This is a genomic window from Vibrio agarivorans (assembly GCF_030409635.1).
Lineage (GTDB): Bacteria > Pseudomonadota > Gammaproteobacteria > Enterobacterales > Vibrionaceae > Vibrio > Vibrio agarivorans.
Genome location: NZ_JAUFQF010000004.1, coordinates 480084 through 500415 on the forward strand (window position 1 = coordinate 480084; position 20332 = coordinate 500415).

Genomic DNA, 20332 nt, shown 5'->3' on the forward strand with positions numbered 1-20332 from the left:
TCAAACCTTGAATACAACTGCCCATCAGTGCTTTTTGAGCAATGGAGCAATTTTCTTCTCCACGGACTCACGCGCTCGGAAGATACGAGAACGTACCGTTCCAACAGGGCAATCCATCACTTCTGCAATCTCTTCGTAGCTCAAGCCATCAAGCTCGCGAAGTGTCATTGCGGTTTTCAAATCTTCTGGTAGCGCTTCTATCGCAGCGAAAACCGTTCGTTTCAATTCATTGGACAACGTTAGGTTCTCTGGGTTCGATATTTCTTTTAAAGCGTTACCTGTTTCATAAAATTCAGCTTCTTCGGCATCAACATCAGTAGCAGGCGGTCTGCGGCTCTGTGCTACGATGTGGTTCTTCGCGGTATTCACAGCAATCCGGTATAGCCAAGTGTAAAAGGCACTTTCACCTCGAAAAGATGGGATGGCACGATACGCTTTAATGAATGCCTCTTGGGCCACATCCGCAACATCACCTGGATTGTTGATATACCGAGAGATAAGATTACAAACCTTGTTTTGGTAACGTACTACCAATAAATTGAATGCTTGCTTATCTCCGTTCTGAACTCGCTCAATGAGAACTTGATCAGTCTGCTCGTTCATTCGAGCGGCTACTCCCGTTGTTATTATGACTCTTATCCTCACAGATATGAGCTTTCATTGATCATTAGCAGTCACTATACCACCGCGTATGTGAGCACTTATTGTGACTCAAGGGTTTAGGAAAAGTTCCACAACGAGTGAGAAAAAAATGCTTTAGCGCAAATAGTGTGAACTGGATAAAAATTACTATTCATTATCAATATTGAGTCGATTCGATGATAAAAGCAACGGAAATCAACTGCTCAAAGGGGTTGAAGCTGTTAATATAGTGGGTCGTGAATATACGTAACACGGTGAAACTCTGCTTAGCAGAGAAGATGGATTGAACCGTACTAGCCCAAATTTAGGATGACTTTTGGGGATTGGATAAAAAAGTTATGAGTGAAAACCGAGAACATAGTTGTGATGTGTTAGTCGTGGGTAGCGGGGCTGCTGGCCTCTCTTTGGCTCTGCGCGTGGCGAATCATGCGAAAGTCATCGTACTGAGCAAAGGGCCGCGCAGTGAAGGCGCCACTTTTTACGCTCAAGGCGGTATTGCCGCTGTATTTGATGAAGGCGACAGCGTTGAGTCACATGTCGAAGATACACTGATTGCGGGTGCCGGCTTGTGTGAACAAGACAGCGTTGAGTTTATTGCAAAAAACGGAAAAAAATGTGTGCAGTGGCTCATCGATGGCGGCGTACCTTTTGACCGTGAAGACGATGACTCTGATGAAGCCCCTCGTTACCACTTAACTCGTGAAGGAGGCCACAGTCACCGCCGTATTTTGCATGCAGCTGATGCCACTGGCATGGCGATGCAGACCTCACTACAGGACAACGCTCATAACCACCCTAATATCTCTATCTTTGAACGTTACAATGCGCTCGACTTAGTAACCGACAACAGTGAGAACGGTGATAAGAAAGTCGTTGGCGCTTACATCTGGAACCGCAACTTGGAGCGCGTTGAAACCGTGCGCGCTAAGTTTGTTATTCTAGCCACAGGCGGCGCTTCTAAAGTCTATCAATACACTTCTAACCCTGATGTCTCTTCAGGTGACGGTATAGCAATGGCTTGGCGTGCCGGCTGTCGTGTCGCTAACCTTGAGTTTAACCAGTTTCATCCAACGTGTTTGTTCCACCCCGAAGCTCGTAACTTCCTGCTGACCGAGGCACTGCGCGGCGAAGGCGCATACCTGCGTAGACCTGATGGCTCGCGCTTTATGCCTGATTTTGACCAACGTGAAGAACTCGCTCCACGTGATATTGTCGCGCGCGCGATCGATTTCGAGATGAAACGTCTCGGTGCGGATTGTATGTATCTAGATATAAGCCATAAGCCTACCGAATTTATCGAGAAGCATTTCCCAACGATATACTCTCGCTTGATGGATTTGGGCATTGATATGACCAAAGAGGCCATTCCTGTAGTGCCTGCTGCGCACTATACGTGTGGTGGTGTGATTGTCGACAAGAACGGCTCAACCGATATCGCCAACCTATATGCGATTGGCGAGGTCAGTTATACCGGTCTTCACGGCGCAAACCGTATGGCCTCGAACTCACTGCTCGAGTGTGTGGTTTATGCATGGTCGGCAGCAAAAGACGTGCTGAAAAACCTTGATAGTGTTGAAAGCGTCGACGCGATTCCAGCTTGGGATGAAAGTCAGGTTACGAACTCTGACGAAGAGGTCATTATTCAGCATAACTGGCATGAACTACGCCTATTTATGTGGGATTACATGGGTATCGTGCGCACTGACAAACGCCTAGAGCGCGCTATGCGTCGTATTCAGTTATTGCAACAAGAGACCCACGACTACTACAGTAATTTCCGTGTATCAAACAACCTTCTTGAACTGCGTAACTTGCTGCAAGTTGCCGAGTTGATGGTTCGCTGTGCGATGCAACGAAAAGAGAGTCGCGGCCTGCACTACACACTGGACTACCCTGACCAGATTGAAAACAGCGGTCCAACGATTCTAGATCCTAACCAGTCAGCTTAGTTGATCGTGTTGCGACAAGAGCTCTTGCCCTTGTCGCAACCAGCGAATCCATTGACGATACTCTCTGTCGGTCATACTTTGTCTCCAGACTAAGCAGCGCCCTACCCCATAAAACTCTACCACAAGCAACCATTCAGAAAGTGCTAACTGCACACTAGCCACACGATAATAATTCACACAAGTGTTGTTCTGCCTCACTACCATCTGACGATCAGACTTTAGCGTAATATTACCGTGTAATGAGCGGGGAAATAGGGTTTGCGTGCACGCTAAGTAGCAGAGAGGTGTAAGAATAGCCCAGCTAGTCACCAGAGGAATTGCAGATATAGCAACAGCCCAAATACACACAGCAAGAAGGCCTGCCGCACATAATTGAGCTGTCAGGGGCGGTTTTAAGGTGGTGTTAACGCACTTTAGAGAGGTTGTGGGCAACAATCTTATCCACCATCGAGGCGTGACTAAGATTTTCACTGCGACCGTGTCCCATCACCCATGTAAACAAATCTGGGTCATCACACTCTAATAGCGACACAAAGTCTTGCTGTTCAGATTCAGTCAAAGTGTTAAAGCACTCTTCAAAAAACGGCATAATGACAACATCAAGCTCTAGCATGCCTCGACGACAGGCCCACTTGATACGCGCTTTTTCTTCCTGAGTATACATCGATAATCCTCTACCAATTAATCTCTGCTGAGTGTATCAACCCATCTTAAAAAAGCCACAACCTAAATCACGTTCTGTTTACAGCAAAGTTTTTTATCGCTATCTATTGAAGACGCTTGAAGCGCCCTCACATACAGGTTTACCATGATTGAAACATTTCCGATGAAGGCAACGACTTATGGACTGGAATACACACTTCAAACCTTTTTCTTTAGCATCCAATGAAGCACTCCCTGAACTGGCGATTAGCCATCTTTCACAATGGGGCTTGATCTCTATGCTAGGTGAAGACAAAAAGTCTTATCTTCAAGGACAAGTGACGTGTGATGTCGTATCTCTAAACCAAGAGCAATCCACCTTAGGGGCCCACTGTGATGCCAAAGGAAAAACTTGGTCGGCATTTCGTCTGTTTCATCATGGAGACGGCTATGCCATGTTCCAGCCTCAATCCGCCATTGCACAAGAGTTGGTTGAGTTAAAGAAATACGCAATCTTTTCAAAAGTAACCATTGAGCAGTCACAAGATATTTTGCTCGGCGTTATCGGCCATCAAGCACAATCATTTATCGACTCACTCTCTGAGCAACGTGGTGATGTGCGAAAATTATCAGGTGGTACAGCGGTTAAAATCAGTCAGCAGCGTTGGCTTTTAGCCCTAGATTCATCTGCCGCGCAACAACTTGTTGAGGGGCTATCCGAGCAATACAGTGGCGCACCGCTTTGCGATAACAGCCTATGGACTTTACTCGACATCCTCGAAGCGAACCCAGTTATTGAAGACTTCGCCCAAAATCAGCACATTCCACAAGCAGTTAACTTACAAGCTATCGGTGGCATCAGCTTTAGTAAGGGCTGCTATACCGGTCAGGAAACCGTTGCACGTGCTAAATACCGCGGCATGAACAAACGTGAGATGATCATTGTGGAGAGTGAGAAGGCAGAATCATTGAAGCCTAATGAAAATGTCAATATCGAGCGCTCGGTGGGAGACAACTGGCGTGCTGTAGGCTCATTGCTAACTTACTTCCAATACTCTGACGGTAAAGTCATTGGGCAACTTATCGCACCAAATAACCTCGAAGACGATACCACTTTGCGCCTTGCTAGCACTGAAGGCAGCATTTGGAAAATGAACCCTCTACCCTACTCCCTTGATGATGAAGAATAACTTCACTACGCCGCTTACCTGCTTTTTACAGCAGCAAGGCGTCGCGTTTGAAATCCTTCACCAAGAGTATGAGACCGTTTCAATCCAAGATACCGCCAGCGCTCGCGGTATCTCTCCTCAACAGATGGTAAAGTCTATCCTGCTTAGAGATATGAGTGAGCGCTATGCCCTCGCCTGTATCCCTGGCGATCAGAGTGTCGATCCGAAAAAAGTACGCTCACTTCTCAACTGGCGACGAATGACTTGTGTCCAGCTTGATCAGCTAGAGTCTATCACCGGCTACAAGGCTGGTACTGTTACTCCACTGCTATTAAAGCGAGCTATGCCTATCGTTATCGATACAAGATTGATCGAGCTCGATAGAGTCACCATTAGCAGCGGTGATCGGCTAGCGGGTTTAGCATTGGCCCCGAGCGATCTCTTTAAACTCTGCCAACCGACCATGGGTGATATTTGCCGCTAGCTCCATCTATGAACTGGCTATTTGTGAGCAGAGCATTGGTGAAATATCTAAATTTGTAAGCTTGCCACTTTAATAAAAGTGGCACTTTATGCAACTCATAGCTTGTTACATAACTGAATCTGCCAACCAGATCGCATAAAATCAACCTAACGGCCGAATTAATATTCATTATAAAATCATAACTAGTCATTCACGGCGCAATGCGATACTGTGAATGCGTTGGTTAGGAAGTGTGCGGTCTCCACCCAAGGTGAGCTTGGAATCCAACGACAAAGTGAATCCACTGATTTTTTCAGAATATCCACTTTTTGTGTAATGCATCTGTGACTATTCGCCCGCACAACTTTCGTGCGGGCTTTTTTTTAATCAACACCCCACACTAGCACCAACTCCTGTTCAACATCAGACAGTTACCTTACTTGGCATTAACATCATTTCTAGGCTTAACGCTAAAATCGCGTCTCAAGACAATTAAATGACAAGTTCTCTTACAAACGTAAACTTGAGAAACCGATCACTCAAATTGGAACTTTTGACCTGAAAATTGTCAGACTAAGCACAATTATCCAAACTAGTGAATTTTGATGACCGATCCGTCCAACAAATCACACTTTTTTGGAGAGGAGTTAATTATAATCCTCACCGTAAACGCAAAGAAGGAAAGTGCATAAATGAGACTGTTCAAACGCTATATTCCAGGCTTAATAGCGAAACATGTAACTCGATTATTCAAAGGAAGAATTTATATTAACGGCATTGGCAAGTTTGAGTTCGATAACGGAAAGCTGGTTATTCCCGAACATGCAGAGCAAAGACATTATAGAGCGGTAAAAGAGATCAACAGCGAAGTGATGAAACTAAAACTCGCTTACTAAACGAATATAAAAAAGGAGACAGGGTTGTCTCCTTTTTTCATTCTTCACTACTTGCTCGGGGTCGACTGATAGTGAGGACGTGCTAAATCAGGCAGTTCGCCTTTTAATCCAAGTGCTCGCTTCATTATTTCATCTTTTGCCCCAGGCAAATGACCGATGAACTGCATTCCTAAACCACGCACAAGCTTTTTCGCTGGGCTATCACCACTAAACAGATCCTTAAAGCCCTGCATGGCAGCAATCATCTTGGCGGCTTCAGCCTTACGCCAGCGCTCATAACCACGCAACTGCTGCTGACTGCCAATATCTTTACCCTGTTGCCAGATCTGAGTGATCTCTTGAGCTAAGCTAGCGGCATCTAATAAACCTAGATTAACGCCTTGTCCTGCTAAAGGATGAATTGTGTGGGCCGCATCGCCCACCAGCGCCACTCGCTCACGCACAAAATCACGCGCGTAACGCATCTTCAGTGGAAAAGCAGCTCGCTCACCTTCCACTTTACAGACTCCAAGCTTGTTATCAAACTGCACCGTAAGCACTTTATTGAACTCATCATCGCTCATCGCCACCAGCTGCTCCGCGCGACTCGGGTCAATAGACCACACTATCGAACACAAGTTGTCGTCTTCAAGAGGTAAAAACGCCAGAGGCCCTTGCGGAGTAAAAACTTGTCGAGCGACTTTATTATGCGGCTCTGTCGTTCGGATATTTGCAACGATCGCGCTATGTCCGTAATCCCAACTGGTAAGAGGAATATCAAGCTGCTTTCGCACCCATGAGTTCGCACCATCAGCGCCAACAACGAGTTTAGCTGTCAGCGACTCTCCACTATCAAGGGTTAGCCAGGCTTCACGCTCACTCATCGCTAAGTTTTGACAGCGATTCGGCATGAATAGAACAACGTTAGCTTGTTGCTTCACTTGTTCCAATAACGACAACTGCACCACACGGTTTTCTACGATATGGCCGAGGTCAGGCTGCGCTAGATGCTTCGCATTAAACTCAATGCGCGCAAAGCTATCTCGCTCCCACACTTCCATTGCCGAATAAGGAGCAAGGCGACGAGAGGTAATGCCCTGCCAAGCACCCACACGCTGTAAAATATGTTCACTAGAGCGACTCAACGCTGAAACACGCAGGTCAGGCAGTTCGGCAAAACTATTGCTAGGCTCCTGCCCTTCAATGATGGCGATACGTAGATCCGTATTTTTTAAAGCGGCTGCAAGCGTCAGGCCAACCATTCCACCGCCAATAATTGCGATATCAACACTTTGCATCATAATAATTCCTTAATTAGCGCTTAACTAAACCGAGTGTTCGATTCAATAGAGGCTGCTTTGGCGGTGGCAAAACATCAGCACAAAACAGTCCTGCGTTGCGCCCGAGCCGTGTCGGCCACCAATCATTTGAAAATAGTCTTACTAAGCTAGAAGTCAGCTCGATAGTTGCTGTTCGATCTTCACGTCTGCGAGCTTGATAGCGTGAAAGCCCTCGATATTGACCGAGGTCGGCTACCTGATGCGCGAGCTCTTCTACCAAGCTTGCAACGTCACGAATCCCTAGATTAAAGCCTTGACCTGCAATCGGATGAAGCGCCTGTGCTGCATTGCCGACAACCGCAAAGCGATGTGAAATAATCTGTGGACGATAGCGTAAAATAAGCGGATAACTCGAACGCTCACCCGCTGCGGTGATCGCCCCCAATCGCCAGCCAAAACTCGATTGTAGACGATGGAGAAATTCACTGTCAGGTAGCTTTAACACCTCATCAGCCTCATCGGGGGGTAAACACCACACCAAAGACATGCGATCATCACTCATTGGTAACAAAGCGACAGGCCCAGTGGCGGTAAATCTTTCAAATGCTCGCCCTTGATGTGCTTCTTGGCATATCACATTCGCAATAACGGCCACCTGCTCAAAGTCTGTCTGCTCTTGAGGTAAGTTTATTGCGTCACAACATGGAGAAAATGCGCCATCCGCTGCCACAATTAACTTGGCCGACAACGCTTTTTGCGAGTTGAGTTTGACTTCGACACGGTCTTCAAATCGTCGTAGGTCAACGATAGAGTCGGGACACAGCAGGTCGATATTGTCATTGGCTTGAATACGCTGGTCATAAATACGTCCCACATCAGCGAGCTCAACCACATAACCCAATGCACTAACCGCAAGATCGTCACAAGCGATCTCCGTCATTCCAGCATGGCCACGATCGGAAACATGAATATGCTCAATCGCTGTCGCTACACCTTGAATGTCTTCCCACAACTCAAACTGCTTGAGGATCTCTACTGTGCCGTGAGAGAGTGCGATGGCTCTGGCATCAAAGCCTGGGTGTTGGGCATGATCGGTTTTATAAGCTTCAACAACGGCAATCGACAGTGCACCAGATGTTTTTTGATCTAATGCTAGAGCCAACGTTGCGCCTGCCATCGCCCCGCCAGAAATAATCACATCGTACTGCTTCACGCGCTTCTTCCCTGTCAGTCTCGATTAATGGATGGTCGGTTTTGGTTCATCACTTTTTGGTTTTTGACCAAGCTCGGCATGAATCGTCAATACACACGCTTTTACGTGTTCAATCACCTGTTCGAGCAAAAGTGCCTGCTCTTCTAGGTCATCATCTTCATCGATACCCAGCTTTGCAATCTCTTCAAGATCACCTAAAGCTTCTTTGGCATCGTTGGGTAACTTCTTAATGTTTGCACTCACTAGACCTAAGCCAGAGATAAAATGATTCACCCACTCTGCAAGAGAATCTGCCACTTCCATCAGTGTCGCTTGCTCATCTTCCGGCAAAAAGAGAGTCATCTCCATACCGCTCCCCATCAGCTCTTGCTTGCTCAAATCAAAGCAACCTTGCGCTAAACCAATAGCAGTCTGGGGCCACCCCATGCCTTCATTGGTGTAGTCATACAGTACACCCTGCCAGCTTTGATCATCCACATTAATGCCACCACTGATCATTCCCACAAGTAAGCCATGCATCTCTGCAGGTGATACCGCTAGCGCAGATTGTTGAAGTGATTGTGCTGCATCAAAATAAGAAGGAAGTGAATTGGTTGTCATGGTGAGACCTAATGCCGTAAGAATAGAAGCTTTAATCCTACCATTTCCGCCAGAAACCAAAAAGGTGCAGAATTTATATTGGCTAGTAGATAGGCAATATGATGAAGATCTATCCCAGAAGTGTTTACTTGCTTAAGCTTTGACATACTAAGGGCCGGAAAAGCTTGAATCTTACTATCGGTTTTCCTATAGTTTTCACCTCGGTCACCCAAGGTAGGGGGCCATACAGCGCGAAACGAGTTAGGTCATCATGAGTAGCCAAGCGGTAGAAGTAGAGATTTTAGGTAAACGAACCCGAGTGAGTTGCCCAGCTGGAGAAGAAGAGTCTCTAGCGAAAGCAGCGCAAGACTTGGACGAGCGTCTGAAAGAGATGAGCTCTAAGACTAAGATTACCAATGAAGTACAACTTCTTACTTTTACGGCACTTAACATTTGCTATGAACTGCACAGCAAAGATGGTGAAGCCAAACAAAGTCTCGATTCAGTCACGAAAAAGCTTGAAGAGTTGACCGGATCAATAGATAGTGCGTTAAATAAAGTGAAGCAAGGAACGCAACACGGCGAATAAAACGAAGCTGCATTAGCAGGTTCGTACAATTTACCCTGGAGTGTGCGTCAGCGGGTTGACGTCCCTGAGCCGATAAGCAATACCCAAGGGTTAGTACTTGATAACTATTGAGCAAGCTCGGCTCGTACCGAGAAGCCTACGGTTAACATTGCTGATCCGCCTTAAACCAGCTGGTTTAAGGGCCCCCTTCCCCAACGGCACTCTGGGGTATCCTCTCGATACCCATCTTCAATTGAAGGGTAGTTTATGACTTCAAGTCGCCAGCTAATCCGTCAGTACATTCGACAAGCTCGCAATGCACTCACGAGCAATGCCCAATACCAAGCCAGTATTGATTTAATCAATCAGGTCAATTCTTTAGAAGACACGCCTTGTGCTCAAAATATTGCTCTGTACCTCGCGACCGATGGCGAACTCGATACTCAACCACTCATCGAAGCGCTTTGGCACTGCGGTAAGCACGTCTATCTACCCGTGATTCACCCATTTTCTAAAGGCCATCTGCTGTTTCTAGCTTACAAGCCCGATTCAGAGCTGTGTTATAACCGCTACGGCATCATTGAGCCTAGACTCAAAAAAGACGCGATTATCCCTGTTGCTGATCTCGATATCATCTTCACCCCCCTAGTGGCTTTTGATCAAAATGGGCAACGTTTAGGCATGGGTGGGGGCTACTATGACCGAACACTGGCTCCTTTCCAAAACAGCGTCAATGCACCAAAAGCGATTGGCCTTGCTCATGACTGCCAGAAGGTCGACTCACTGCCCAGCGAAAGCTGGGATATTCCTCTGGAAAAAATCGTGACCCCAAGTCGCCTTTGGCAATGGGAATCTTAAATTAATCTCGTTATAATCCGACCCAATCGATTGCGTGTCGTATTTTTACCCTCAAACCTGGAGATGAGCATGACTCAAGATGAAATGAAAAAAGCCGCTGGCTGGGCTGCATTGAACTACGTAGAGAAAGGCGGAATTGTTGGTGTTGGTACAGGCTCTACCGTTAACCACTTCATCGATGCTCTAGGCACAATCAAGGATGAGATTAAAGGTGCAGTATCAAGTTCTGTTGCTTCAACAGAGAAACTTGAAGCACTTGGTATCCCAGTGTTCGACTGTAATGATGTTGAGAAACTCAACGTTTATGTAGACGGCGCTGATGAAATTAATGCATCACGTGACATGATCAAAGGTGGTGGCGCAGCCCTAACGCGTGAAAAGATCGTTGCTGCGATCTCTGACAAGTTCGTTTGTATCGTTGATGATACAAAGGCGGTTGATGTACTAGGTAAGTTCCCGCTACCAGTAGAAGTGATTCCAATGGCACGTGAGCAAGTGGCTCGCGAACTGAAAAAGCTCGGCGGCAACCCGGTTTACCGTGAAGGTGTTGTGACAGACAACGGCTGTGACATTCTTGATGTCCATGACCTAAAAATCACAGATCCTAAAGCGCTTGAGATCACCATCAATGCGATTGTTGGTGTTGTGACTGTCGGCCTATTCGCGGCGCGCGGTGCCGATGTGGTTATCACAGGCACGCCTGAAGGTGCAAAAATCGAAGAGTAAACTATGAAAAGTGGCGAGCTAATCGCTGTTTTTGTTACTTGATTACCAAACGGTGCCCTACGGCGCCGTTTTTTGCTTTTTATAGGCGAATAATTATGCCTTATTCCGTAATTTTCTTACCCTTTGAGAAAAATTTCTGATAGTTTATTAACCAGATGACGCACAAGGACGAGCTTGCGTTCGTCAAAAAAGCTTATTTCTCCCCTTTAATGAGTTTTTTGTCTGTGCGCCCCACCTTTACCATTTTAAGGACGAGAATGATGGCCAAAGTTTCACTGGAAAAAGAAAAGATCAAGATTCTACTTCTTGAGGGATTGCACCCTTCTTCAGTAGAAGTTCTTCAAGCCGCTGGCTATAGCAATATTGAATACCACAAGGGCTCACTTCCAGAAGATGAACTACTCGAAAAAGTGAAAGATGCTCACTTTATCGGTATTCGATCACGCACTAACTTATCTGAGCAGGTGATCAACGCTGCAGAAAAGCTTGTTGCCATTGGTTGTTTCTGTATTGGTACTAACCAAGTTGACTTAAATGCAGCAGCTAGTCGCGGGATTCCAGTATTCAATGCACCGTTCTCAAACACACGTAGTGTCGCTGAATTAGTCCTAGGTCAAATTCTACTGCTACTTCGTGGCATTCCTGAAAAGAATGCGCTTGCCCACCGTGGTATCTGGAAAAAGAGCGCTGATCACTCATTTGAAGCTCGTGGTAAACGCTTAGGTATCATTGGTTATGGACATATCGGCACACAGCTGGGGATCATCGCTGAAAACTTGGGAATGCGTGTTTACTACTACGATATTGAAAACAAGCTCTCTCTAGGTAATGCCACGCAAGTCCACACCATGACTGAGCTACTCAACAAGTGTGATGTTATCTCTTTGCATGTACCTGAAACGCCAGAAACAAAAGACATGATGGGCGCAGAGCAATTTGAATTGATGAAGCCAGGCGCTATCTTTATCAACGCGGCACGCGGAACCGTTGTCGATATCCCTGCTCTTTGTGCCTCACTCGAGTCTGGTCATCTTGCCGGAGCTGCAGTCGATGTGTTCCCAACAGAGCCTAAAACCAATGCTGATCCATTCGAGTCACCATTACAGCAGTTTGATAATGTCATTCTGACTCCTCACGTCGGTGGCTCAACACAAGAAGCACAAGAAAACATCGGGGTAGAAGTCGCAGGCAAGCTCGCGAAATACTCAGACAACGGCTCAACGCTTTCAAGCGTCAACTTCCCTGAAGTGTCACTGCCAGAGCACCGTGAGTGTTCTCGCCTGCTGCATATCCACAAAAACCGCCCTGGCATCTTGACGCAAATTAATACCATCTTTGCCGAAGAAGGCATCAATATCGCTGCACAGTACCTACAAACTGCAGCAGATATCGGTTACGTGGTTATTGATGTAGAAACCAGCCGTTCAGCAGAAGCTCTAGCCAAATTAAAAGGTATCGAAGGTACGCTGCGTGCACGTATCCTGCACTAATCACGTTATCTTATAATTAGACAAATTAAGAGGCCACTTCAATGAAGTGGCCTCTTGTCCTTTATCTCTTCTATGTCGTAGTGAGTTTACGCCTTGAGTGCCCTCTCACCTCGTGCAATACCGACCACACCGCTTCGAGCAACCTCAATCACCTCTGTGACTTCAGAGATAGCATCGATAAACGCATCTAGCTTTTCACTCGTGCCTGTCAGCTGAACGGTGTATTGCGCAGCCGTCACATCAACAATTTGCCCTCGGAAAATATCAGCGGTGCGTTTCACTTCAGCACGTGCAAAACCAGAGGCTTTTACTTTTACCATCATCAACTCACGCTCAATATGCTCAAGCTCTGACACTTCTTGTACTTTCAATACATCAATCAGCTTGTGCAATTGCTTTTGGATCTGCTCAAGCTCCATCTCATTAGAGAGTGTGGTAATGTTTAAACGCGATAATGTCTCATCATCCGTTGGCGATACCGTCAAAGACTCGATGTTATAGCCACGCTGAGAGAACAGACCAACAACGCGAGACAGTGCCCCTGGCTGGTTTTCCAGTAGTAGTGAAATGATATGTCTCATAATTACGTTCTCTCCGTCTTGCTTAGCCACATGTTATTCATCCCTTCACCCTTAATTTGCATTGGGTAAACGTGTTCAGTTTCATCCACATTGATGTCTACGAACACAAGACGATCTTTCATATCGAGCGCTTTTTGCAAGCCCGACTCAAGCTCATCAGGAGAGGCTATACGGATACCCACGTGACCATACGCTTCAGCAATCGCGGCAAAATCAGGCACGGAGTCCATGTAAGAGTTAGAGTGACGGCCTTGATAGATAATATCTTGCCACTGCTTAACCATTCCCAAGAAACGGTTGTTAAGGTTGATGATTTTTACTGGAATGTCGTACTGCATCGCCGTCGATAGTTCCTGAATATTCATCTGAATACTGCCATCGCCAGTGACCACAACCACTTCTTCTTCTGGCATAGCAAACTTCACCCCCATCCCAGCAGGTAGGCCAAAGCCCATGGTGCCAAGACCCCCAGAGTTGATCCAGCGGCGAGGTTGGTTAAATGGGTAATAGAGTGCGGCAAACATCTGATGCTGACCCACATCTGAGGCCACATAAGCATCACCATTCGTCAACTTGTGCAGAGTCTCAATAACTTGCTGCGGCTTAATGCGCTCAGTGGTCGTATCATACGAGAGACACTGACGCTCACGCCACTTGGCGATATTCGTCCACCAGCTATCGATCGCAGCTTGATCGTTCGACTGCTCTTTTTCGTTCAATAAGCTAACCATCGTCGACAAGATCTTGTCGGCTGAACCTACGATCGGCAAATCGACTTTCACGTTCTTAGAGATCGATGATGGATCAATATCGATATGCATTATTTTGGCGTCTGGGCAGTATTTTTCGAGATTGTTGGTGGTGCGATCGTCAAATCGAACACCGATACCAAAGATCAAATCTGCATTGTGCATCGCCATATTGGCTTCGTAGGTACCATGCATCCCCAGCATACCAAGGGCATTTTTATGTGTCCCAGGGAAAGCGCCCAATCCCATCAACGTACTGACAACGGGTAAGTTAAGCGCATTAGAAAGCTCGGTAATGTACTCGTGAGCCTCTGAGATAATCGCGCCACCACCGACATATAGCACCGGCTTCTTCGCCTCTAAAAGTGCTTTGAGGGCTTTTTTAATCTGGCCCTTATGACCCACTGTGGTTGGGTTATAAGAGCGCATTTTGATTGATTCTGGATATTGGTAAGGAAACTTGATCTGCGGATTCATCACATCTTTAGGCAGATCAATCACAACCGGGCCAGGTCGGCCTGTGTTCGCGATATAAAACGCTTTCTTGATGGTTTCAGGAATGTCTTCAGCACGCTTGACTAAGAAGCTGTGCTTCACCACTGGTCGTGAAACACCCACAATGTCACACTCTTGGAACGCATCATTACCAATCAGATTGTTTGGTACATTGCCAGAAATGACAATCATTGGAATTGAGTCCATATAAGCCGTAGCGATACCTGTAATGGTATTGGTTGCTCCCGGTCCTGAGCAGACAAGAACGACGCCTGGCTTACCCGTAGCGCGAGCATAACCATCAGCCATATGAGTTGCAGCTTGCTCGTGGCGAACTAATACGTGTTTGATGTGATCCGTCTTGGCGTGAAGGGCATCGTAGATATCGAGAACAGAACCGCCAGGATATCCGAAAATTTGTGGTACGCCCTCTTCGATGAGTGATTGCACGACCATCTCCGCACCGGAAAGTTGCGGTAGTTCCGCAGATGCGATGTCGCTGTTTGACTTCTCCGTCATATAGGTCTCCTTACCAGTATCCCAAATAGAGTAGGTGCACATTTGGTCTGGTTTTACATAGTCTAGGTCTTATTTGTAGCCTAATTATTAAAAACAGATGTTTGGCTATGCCTTGAGCTTGTCATAACAAGCATTCAAGTTACCCAACAAATGTAACCTTTTCTTTGCAATATTACTAACACTAACTTGCTCACAAACCATTCACTTCCTCTGCAAAATTGATAGCAACTGGTATTATTCACCCAACTGAAGATAAATATCAGGGAGTGCGACCAAAATTAGTCGAAAACCGATAGATCACTCCATATCCATCTTTTTACACAACCTATTTAGACCTAAAATAAGCGCACTTTAAACAGCAAACCCATAACCTCCTCCGCCGGACAAGAGTAAGGCAGAACTATCACGACAAAAAAATCCCCAGAAAGCAGTCTGCATTCTGGGGATAATTTAAACAGTTTGAAAATTAACTTTTCAATTTAAGCCATTAGTTGCGCTTATCTGTGTACATTTCTTCAATTTCGTCTTGGTATTTGTCATTAATCACCTTGCGACGAAGTTTTTGCGTTGGCGTTAGCTCACCATGCTCCATAGAGAAAGCTTTTGGCAGTAGTTTGAATTTCTTCACTTGTTCAAACTTTGCGAGCTCTTTTTGCAGTTCTTCTACACGTTTTTCTAGCATTTCAACCACTTGATGGTTCTTTACTAGCTCAACACGGTCTTTATACGCAATGTTTAACTCTTTTGCGTACTCTTCCAAACTATCAAAGCATGGAACAATCAATGCAGAGACAAACTTACGCGTATCAGCGATAACTGCGATCTGTTCGATAAAGTGATCCTTACCAATCGCTCCCTCAACAACCTGAGGAGCAATATACTTGCCGTTTGAGGTTTTCATTAACTCTTTAATACGGTCAGTAATGAATACGTTGCCATGTTCATCAATATGACCCGCATCGCCTGTTTTTAGAAAACCATTTTCATCAAATGTTTTCGCTGTCTCTTCAGGCATTTTGTAGTAACCGCGCATCACCATTGGACCACGAACAAGAATTTCATTGTTGTCGCCAATCTTCACCTGAGCACCAGGCATAGACATACCAATAGAGTCTGGATTAAAAGCACGATCATCCCAACAAGAAACTGTCGCCGTAGTCTCGGTCATCCCGTAGCCTAGCTTGACGTTGATGCCAAGTGCGTGGAAGAAGCGGCCAATGGTTTCATCCAGCTTAGCGCCACCACAAGGCATAAAGTTGATACGGCCACCCAGCAGTTCACGAATTTTGCTTAATACCAATTTGTCGGCAAGCGCATGAGCTCGTTTAAGCACGATTGAAGGCTTACGCCCCTCTTGATGGCATGCTGCTACCTTGGCGCCCATGTTGACAGCCCAAGTAAAGAGAACCTTGCGAATAAATGGCGCTTTAGACACCTTCTCATGAATGGCAGAGAAGATTTTCTCGTAAAAACGAGGCACGGCACACATGACTGTTGGGCGAACCTCACCTAAAGCTTCACGCACCTGCATGGTGTCTTTTAGGTAACAGTTGGTCGCACCTTTATACAGCACGTAGAAAGTCCAAGCGCGCTCAAACACGTGTGACAAAGGTAAGAATGCCATTGATACATCATCTGATGACAGGCTCAAACGCTCATCGTGGCCTTTAAGCTGAGAACCGATGTTGCTGTAGTCAAGCATCACACCTTTAGGTTGGCCTGTCGTGCCAGAGGTGTAGATCAGCGTCAATAGATCATCCATATTGGCATCGGCAAGGCGCTGTTCAAACTCTGCTTGGTGCACTTGATTATCAGCGGCAGCAAAAGCCTGCCAATGCACAGCATGAGGGAACTCACCAAGCTCAACCTCATCCGACATCGCGACAATAAGCTCTAGCTGCTCACACTCATCAAAGATGCTAACCGCTGCGTCATATTGCTCTTGCTCACCAACAAACAGCACACGCACATCTGCATTGTCGATAATGTAAGCCGCTTGTGCCGCGGTATTAGTTGGATAAATAGGAACCGTCACCGCACGAAGTTGCAGTGCGGCTATGTCTGCCAGCGTCCATTGCGGCATATTGTTGGAGAAGATACCAATCTTATCCTGAATTCTCAGTCCTTGAGCCAATAAAGCAAGAGAGATAGCATCTACTTGCTCACCAAATTGCTGCCATGAAATACTTTTCCAAGCAGTGCCTACTTTATGCTTGAGAGCAGCTTTATCACTACCCTGAGCAATTCGGTTACGAATACATTTTACGATATGAAAATCAATATTGGCCATTGCGCTCACCTTAGGCTTACACATGTAAGCTATAATTCAGCGAACAAGTGTACATTTGCGCGATTAAAAGACAACTCCGACCCCAGGGTTATTTGTAATTTTCTGTGAGATCGCAACAAGGTTGATGTTTTTTTACCCATTAATAGTTTGATTAACAAGCGCATTTTTTGTCCATCTCATGCGATTAAATTTGTGTTGTTTTTTCCTACAGACACAAAAAAACCGACCATTTGATCGGGTTTTGTCTAAAACTGAGGTGAATTAATCAGCGGATTGAAACAACATCACCGCACGCGACCATCAACTGGTCACGCAGCCACAAGTGACCTTTGTCTTTTTCACTCGACTCATGCCAGCTTAGGTAAGCGGCAATCGCTTTGTGTTCAAACGGGAAGTTGAGTATTTGTAGCTGATCACGATTGGCTGCGTTCTCAACCAACCAACGAGGAGCAACGGTAATCAACTCTGACTGACCAACAACATAAAGTACATTGCTCAGACTAGTGCCTTCATAGTAAGCCATTGCGTCAATTGACTGATAAGCCTGAGCAGAGAAGCTCTGGTGGCCATGTAACTGAGAAAGCTTAGCATGGCGCTCAGTTGTCAATTGCTCACGCGTTACCGTGCCGTTAATGCGAGAGTGCTGCTTTGATGCTACCACCACGAGTTCATCACGGAAAACTTCTGTGCTTGAAAAGCCTTCACCATCAAGGCGATTGTAATCAATGACAAAATCAAGCTCTTGTAGGCGTAAGCGCTCTGCAAGACGGCTATCAAACTCAGCGTCAATGTGAAGATGAGCGTAAGGCGCTTTCTCTGTCACGCGAGACATGATGTGCGGTCCGAAACGCATATCATTTGGGCTACAGATGGCCAATTTAAATAAACGTGTCGATGTCTCTGGCGAGAATATTGAGTTCGGCAACTCATTACGAATCAACTGTAATGCTTGACGAATAGGGCCAAAAAGCTGGCGTGCTCGTTGAGTTGGCTGAATACCACGTCCTTGACGGATAAACAGCTCGTCATTGAACATCACTTTTAGACGTGCTACGGCGTTACTCACCGCTGGTTGTGACATGCCTAAATTGTGTGCCGCTCGGGTGATGTTCTGTTCTTGCATAACTGCGTTGAATACGGTCAGAAGATTTAGATCCACACCTCTGAGAGTGCTCTCCATGCGATAGCTAGTGATCGCACTAACTGATTCTTGTTTGTCTAACATTGTCTGCCTCTTGTTGTATGACACAACATTAATTATTTGAATTATTCGCGATAGATAAGCTGTAGTTGTTATATTTATGTCCCAGATATTTCTGGGCTGATTGGTACTATCTACGAATCAATTTGCGCTGTAAAACAAGATTGATAACTAATCAGTTAATTTTACCCACTACAATTGAAAGCTTTTTTAATTCATAATCTTAGTTGTCACATAAAGAACTATAAAAGATAAATTTTCACGTCTTTTTACAGTATAAGAAGCTTACTCGCTGTGATTAACCTCACTAATATAAGTGTCATTTCACGATTTTTCTTTCAACTATACACCTAATAAATGCATTGACTTTAACACCATCAAGAGTAGTTATATTGTTGCATATTCAGGGAAGTCAACTTGTGACCAGAGCCCATCTTGAAGTGCGGAGTGATCGGCTAGATTACCCTCACATATCCAACCAGCGATGGCATCGGCAACATCAGGATAACAGACCTTTTCTGCTGCTTGTTCATCTAACCATTGACTAACAATCATTGAGTCCAATCGCTCCATGCTGCTTGCCAACCCCAACATTTCTAAGGTTGCTACATTACTCAACTGTTCAAACTGACCATTCAACGGTTTAAGCAGCAGTTTTTTTCCGAGGGAAAGCGCTTCAGAAGGAAGCTCAAAGCCACCATTGGCGATAACACCATTACAGCGATGCAGTGACTGCTGAAAATTTTCAAAGCTCAGTGGTCGACAGCGGATGTTTTCGATATCCATATCTTCTTTTACCTCAGGGTGAAAGCAAACAAACTCTTGGTGACTAAATCGTACAAGCAGGTCGACAATCTCTTCGAAACCTTCAAAGGGCAGATAGACCAGCACGTAGCCTTGTGACTCAACCGTATCGCTCTCTGACTGAATAATAGGCGGTAGTATCGGCTGATCGAAGTGATACCAATGCAGTGCTAGATGGTGATCGGCAGGTGCAAAATAGCGAATGAGCGACTTATCAATCAAGTTAGCCCCACGCACCGGCACTTCGTAACGAAACGCATTTTGGTGACTAATACTTAAACAAGGGATCTTGGCCTTTTTCGCCGCCCAAGCGGAGATGGGCTCAAAGTCATTCAGCACCAAATCGTACTGCTCAACATTAAGTTCATTAATATCGGCCCAAAGCTGCTTCAAATCGTTGCGTTTCACTGTTTCGAAGTGGTCAACCGCCCCCTGCTTTGACACAAAGCTCACGCCTTTGCGTGTTTGATAGTCGCCAAAGTCTGACATCGAAAAATACTTATCTTGCTCACGACCTGAAAACAGGAAATCAACATCGACATTCTGCTTTTTCAATGCTCGAGACATCGCTCTTGCACGAGCAATATGGCCATTACCCGTTCCTTGTACACCATATAGAATTCGCATCCATCAAACTCCAACTGCATTAATCGCTATTTCAGCGCAACCGACACCCAGCAACACGCCTATCACCACATCAGTAACAAAGTGCACACCCAATAGAATTCTTGATAAACCAATAAGCCCAGCCCAAACGAAAGCGACGGGGGCGAGGGGTGGGTAATAGTGGCTAATAACCGTCGCCATTAAGAAACCCGCCGCAGTATGTCCAGAAGGCAAGCTATAACGGTCAGAGGGTGTGATAAAAGAGACGAGCTGCTCAGAGAACTCCTGAGGACGCCTGCGCTTAAAACTGTTTTTTAAAGTCCAGTAAATAGGTAGCTCAATAAGGAAAGCCAATAGCCCGCACAGGACGAAAGCTTTGCCCAGCGTATCGTCAAGCAAATAGGCAACTAAAGCGATGACAGCATATAAGTGACCATCGCCAGTATGCGAAACCGCTCTACTCATGCAAGCGACCTGGTGATTGAAACGGTGCTGTAAACAGAAGAGAGAGAAAGCCAGATCAAATCTAGCAATGGGATTCATAACGCGCATAACAGACTCCTTGTATTGAGCGCACAGCCCTAACAAGGAATACGTTAATCAGCAAAGATGACGAAACCGTTAAGTTTTGTT

The 20332-nt window shown here is 45.8% G+C and carries 19 protein-coding genes and 1 other RNA gene; 9 read left to right on the top strand and 11 right to left on the bottom strand.

Annotated features, from left to right (window positions below; all coding sequences use genetic code 11):
- Positions 1-24: 24 nt before the first annotated feature.
- A complete protein-coding gene (rpoE, locus tag QWZ05_RS10530; RefSeq protein WP_264874730.1) occupies positions 25-603 on the bottom strand; it encodes an RNA polymerase sigma factor RpoE in 579 nt (192 codons plus the stop codon).
- Between the two features lie 377 nt (positions 604-980).
- Between rpoE and nadB the strand changes: the two genes are divergently transcribed.
- A complete protein-coding gene (gene nadB, locus QWZ05_RS10535) occupies positions 981-2591 on the top strand; it encodes an L-aspartate oxidase (RefSeq protein ID WP_264874729.1) in 1611 nt (536 codons plus the stop codon).
- A gap of 403 nt (positions 2592-2994) precedes the next feature.
- Here nadB and QWZ05_RS10540 read toward each other — a convergent pair whose 3' ends face one another.
- Positions 2995-3255: an FAD assembly factor SdhE gene (locus QWZ05_RS10540; protein WP_264874728.1), complete on the bottom strand. Its 261-nt coding sequence runs from the start codon at positions 3253-3255 to the stop codon at positions 2995-2997.
- A gap of 178 nt (positions 3256-3433) precedes the next feature.
- On the opposite strand from QWZ05_RS10540, the gene ygfZ reads away from it, so the two are divergent.
- The 3 genes from ygfZ to QWZ05_RS10555 all read left to right on the top strand — a co-directional run bounded on the left by ygfZ (position 3434) and on the right by QWZ05_RS10555 (position 5761).
- A complete protein-coding gene (gene ygfZ / locus QWZ05_RS10545; RefSeq protein WP_290298315.1) occupies positions 3434-4423 on the top strand; it encodes a tRNA-modifying protein YgfZ in 990 nt (329 codons plus the stop codon).
- A complete protein-coding gene (locus QWZ05_RS10550; RefSeq protein WP_264875455.1) occupies positions 4413-4886 on the top strand; it encodes an aminoacyl-tRNA deacylase in 474 nt (157 codons plus the stop codon). The genes ygfZ and QWZ05_RS10550 overlap by 11 nt, the downstream gene beginning before the upstream one ends.
- Before the next feature lie 671 nt (positions 4887-5557).
- The gene (locus QWZ05_RS10555; protein WP_264874726.1) at positions 5558-5761 is read left to right on the top strand and encodes a DUF1107 domain-containing protein; all 204 of its coding nucleotides are present in this window, start codon (positions 5558-5560) and stop codon (positions 5759-5761) included.
- A gap of 47 nt (positions 5762-5808) precedes the next feature.
- On the opposite strand, the gene QWZ05_RS10560 is transcribed toward QWZ05_RS10555, so the two are convergent.
- From QWZ05_RS10560 to QWZ05_RS10570, 3 genes are read right to left on the bottom strand one after another with little or no spacing between them, the layout of a single operon-like run.
- Positions 5809-7041: an FAD-dependent 2-octaprenylphenol hydroxylase gene (locus QWZ05_RS10560; RefSeq protein ID WP_290298317.1), complete on the bottom strand. Its 1233-nt coding sequence runs from the start codon at positions 7039-7041 to the stop codon at positions 5809-5811.
- 13 nt (positions 7042-7054) lie between these two features.
- Positions 7055-8233, bottom strand: coding sequence for a 2-octaprenyl-6-methoxyphenyl hydroxylase (gene ubiH / locus QWZ05_RS10565; RefSeq protein WP_290298320.1), 1179 nt, complete (start codon positions 8231-8233; stop codon positions 7055-7057).
- A gap of 24 nt (positions 8234-8257) precedes the next feature.
- Positions 8258-8833: a YecA/YgfB family protein gene (locus tag QWZ05_RS10570; protein WP_264874723.1), complete on the bottom strand. Its 576-nt coding sequence runs from the start codon at positions 8831-8833 to the stop codon at positions 8258-8260.
- A gap of 250 nt (positions 8834-9083) precedes the next feature.
- Between QWZ05_RS10570 and QWZ05_RS10575 the strand changes: the two genes are divergently transcribed.
- The 5 genes from QWZ05_RS10575 to serA all read left to right on the top strand — a co-directional run bounded on the left by QWZ05_RS10575 (position 9084) and on the right by serA (position 12454).
- Positions 9084-9401, top strand: a complete 318-nt coding sequence (locus QWZ05_RS10575; protein WP_264874722.1) for a cell division protein ZapA — start codon at positions 9084-9086, stop codon at positions 9399-9401.
- Between the two features lie 29 nt (positions 9402-9430).
- Positions 9431-9614, top strand: a non-coding RNA gene (ssrS, locus tag QWZ05_RS10580) — 6S RNA.
- Between the two features lie 33 nt (positions 9615-9647).
- On the top strand, positions 9648-10238 hold the full coding sequence (locus QWZ05_RS10585; protein WP_290298323.1) for a 5-formyltetrahydrofolate cyclo-ligase: 591 nt from the start codon (positions 9648-9650) through the stop codon (positions 10236-10238).
- A gap of 69 nt (positions 10239-10307) precedes the next feature.
- Positions 10308-10964, top strand: coding sequence for a ribose-5-phosphate isomerase RpiA (gene rpiA / locus QWZ05_RS10590; RefSeq protein WP_264874720.1), 657 nt, complete (start codon positions 10308-10310; stop codon positions 10962-10964).
- Between the two features lie 260 nt (positions 10965-11224).
- A complete protein-coding gene (gene serA, locus QWZ05_RS10595) occupies positions 11225-12454 on the top strand; it encodes a phosphoglycerate dehydrogenase (RefSeq protein WP_264875454.1) in 1230 nt (409 codons plus the stop codon).
- Between the two features lie 86 nt (positions 12455-12540).
- Here serA and ilvN read toward each other — a convergent pair whose 3' ends face one another.
- The 6 genes from ilvN to QWZ05_RS10625 form a co-directional block, all read right to left on the bottom strand.
- Complete coding sequence (gene ilvN / locus QWZ05_RS10600; protein ID WP_264874719.1) at positions 12541-13035, bottom strand: acetolactate synthase small subunit; 495 nt, start codon at positions 13033-13035, stop codon at positions 12541-12543.
- A 2-nt stretch (positions 13036-13037) separates the two neighbouring features.
- Positions 13038-14798 (bottom strand): acetolactate synthase 3 large subunit, encoded by a 1761-nt coding sequence (locus QWZ05_RS10605; RefSeq protein WP_264874718.1) that lies wholly within the window; start codon positions 14796-14798, stop codon positions 13038-13040.
- Positions 14799-15285: 487 nt separating this feature from the next.
- The gene (locus QWZ05_RS10610; RefSeq protein ID WP_290298326.1) at positions 15286-17088 is read right to left on the bottom strand and encodes an AMP-dependent synthetase/ligase; all 1803 of its coding nucleotides are present in this window, start codon (positions 17086-17088) and stop codon (positions 15286-15288) included.
- 265 nt (positions 17089-17353) lie between these two features.
- Complete coding sequence (gene leuO / locus QWZ05_RS10615) at positions 17354-18313, bottom strand: transcriptional regulator LeuO (protein ID WP_264874715.1); 960 nt, start codon at positions 18311-18313, stop codon at positions 17354-17356.
- 363 nt (positions 18314-18676) lie between these two features.
- Entirely contained in the window at positions 18677-19720 is a 1044-nt protein-coding gene (locus QWZ05_RS10620; protein ID WP_290298328.1) for an MJ1255/VC2487 family glycosyltransferase, read from the bottom strand.
- A gap of 3 nt (positions 19721-19723) precedes the next feature.
- A complete protein-coding gene (locus QWZ05_RS10625) occupies positions 19724-20251 on the bottom strand; it encodes a phosphatase PAP2 family protein (protein ID WP_264874713.1) in 528 nt (175 codons plus the stop codon).
- Positions 20252-20332: the final 81 nt, after the last annotated feature.

Excerpts from the sequence above, each read along its gene's own strand:
- QWZ05_RS10575 (WP_264874722.1), top strand. The coding sequence starts at position 9,084 with ATGAGTAGCCAAGCGGTAGAAGTAGAGATTTTAGGTAAACGAACCCGA.
- rpoE (WP_264874730.1), bottom strand. The coding sequence starts at position 603 with ATGAACGAGCAGACTGATCAAGTTCTCATTGAGCGAGTTCAGAACGGA.
- QWZ05_RS10555 (WP_264874726.1), top strand. The coding sequence starts at position 5,558 with ATGAGACTGTTCAAACGCTATATTCCAGGCTTAATAGCGAAACATGTA.
- QWZ05_RS10605 (WP_264874718.1), bottom strand. The coding sequence starts at position 14,798 with ATGACGGAGAAGTCAAACAGCGACATCGCATCTGCGGAACTACCGCAA.
- ygfZ (WP_290298315.1), top strand. The coding sequence starts at position 3,434 with ATGGACTGGAATACACACTTCAAACCTTTTTCTTTAGCATCCAATGAA.
- QWZ05_RS10540 (WP_264874728.1), bottom strand. The coding sequence starts at position 3,255 with ATGTATACTCAGGAAGAAAAAGCGCGTATCAAGTGGGCCTGTCGTCGA.
- QWZ05_RS10550 (WP_264875455.1), top strand. The coding sequence starts at position 4,413 with ATGAAGAATAACTTCACTACGCCGCTTACCTGCTTTTTACAGCAGCAA.
- ilvN (WP_264874719.1), bottom strand. The coding sequence starts at position 13,035 with ATGAGACATATCATTTCACTACTACTGGAAAACCAGCCAGGGGCACTG.
- QWZ05_RS10560 (WP_290298317.1), bottom strand. The coding sequence starts at position 7,041 with ATGATGCAAAGTGTTGATATCGCAATTATTGGCGGTGGAATGGTTGGC.
- QWZ05_RS10610 (WP_290298326.1), bottom strand. The coding sequence starts at position 17,088 with ATGGCCAATATTGATTTTCATATCGTAAAATGTATTCGTAACCGAATT.
- QWZ05_RS10585 (WP_290298323.1), top strand. The coding sequence starts at position 9,648 with ATGACTTCAAGTCGCCAGCTAATCCGTCAGTACATTCGACAAGCTCGC.
- serA (WP_264875454.1), top strand. The coding sequence starts at position 11,225 with ATGGCCAAAGTTTCACTGGAAAAAGAAAAGATCAAGATTCTACTTCTT.
- QWZ05_RS10570 (WP_264874723.1), bottom strand. The coding sequence starts at position 8,833 with ATGACAACCAATTCACTTCCTTCTTATTTTGATGCAGCACAATCACTT.
- nadB (WP_264874729.1), top strand. The coding sequence starts at position 981 with ATGAGTGAAAACCGAGAACATAGTTGTGATGTGTTAGTCGTGGGTAGC.
- rpiA (WP_264874720.1), top strand. The coding sequence starts at position 10,308 with ATGACTCAAGATGAAATGAAAAAAGCCGCTGGCTGGGCTGCATTGAAC.
- leuO (WP_264874715.1), bottom strand. The coding sequence starts at position 18,313 with ATGTTAGACAAACAAGAATCAGTTAGTGCGATCACTAGCTATCGCATG.
- QWZ05_RS10625 (WP_264874713.1), bottom strand. The coding sequence starts at position 20,251 with ATGCGCGTTATGAATCCCATTGCTAGATTTGATCTGGCTTTCTCTCTC.
- QWZ05_RS10620 (WP_290298328.1), bottom strand. The coding sequence starts at position 19,720 with ATGCGAATTCTATATGGTGTACAAGGAACGGGTAATGGCCATATTGCT.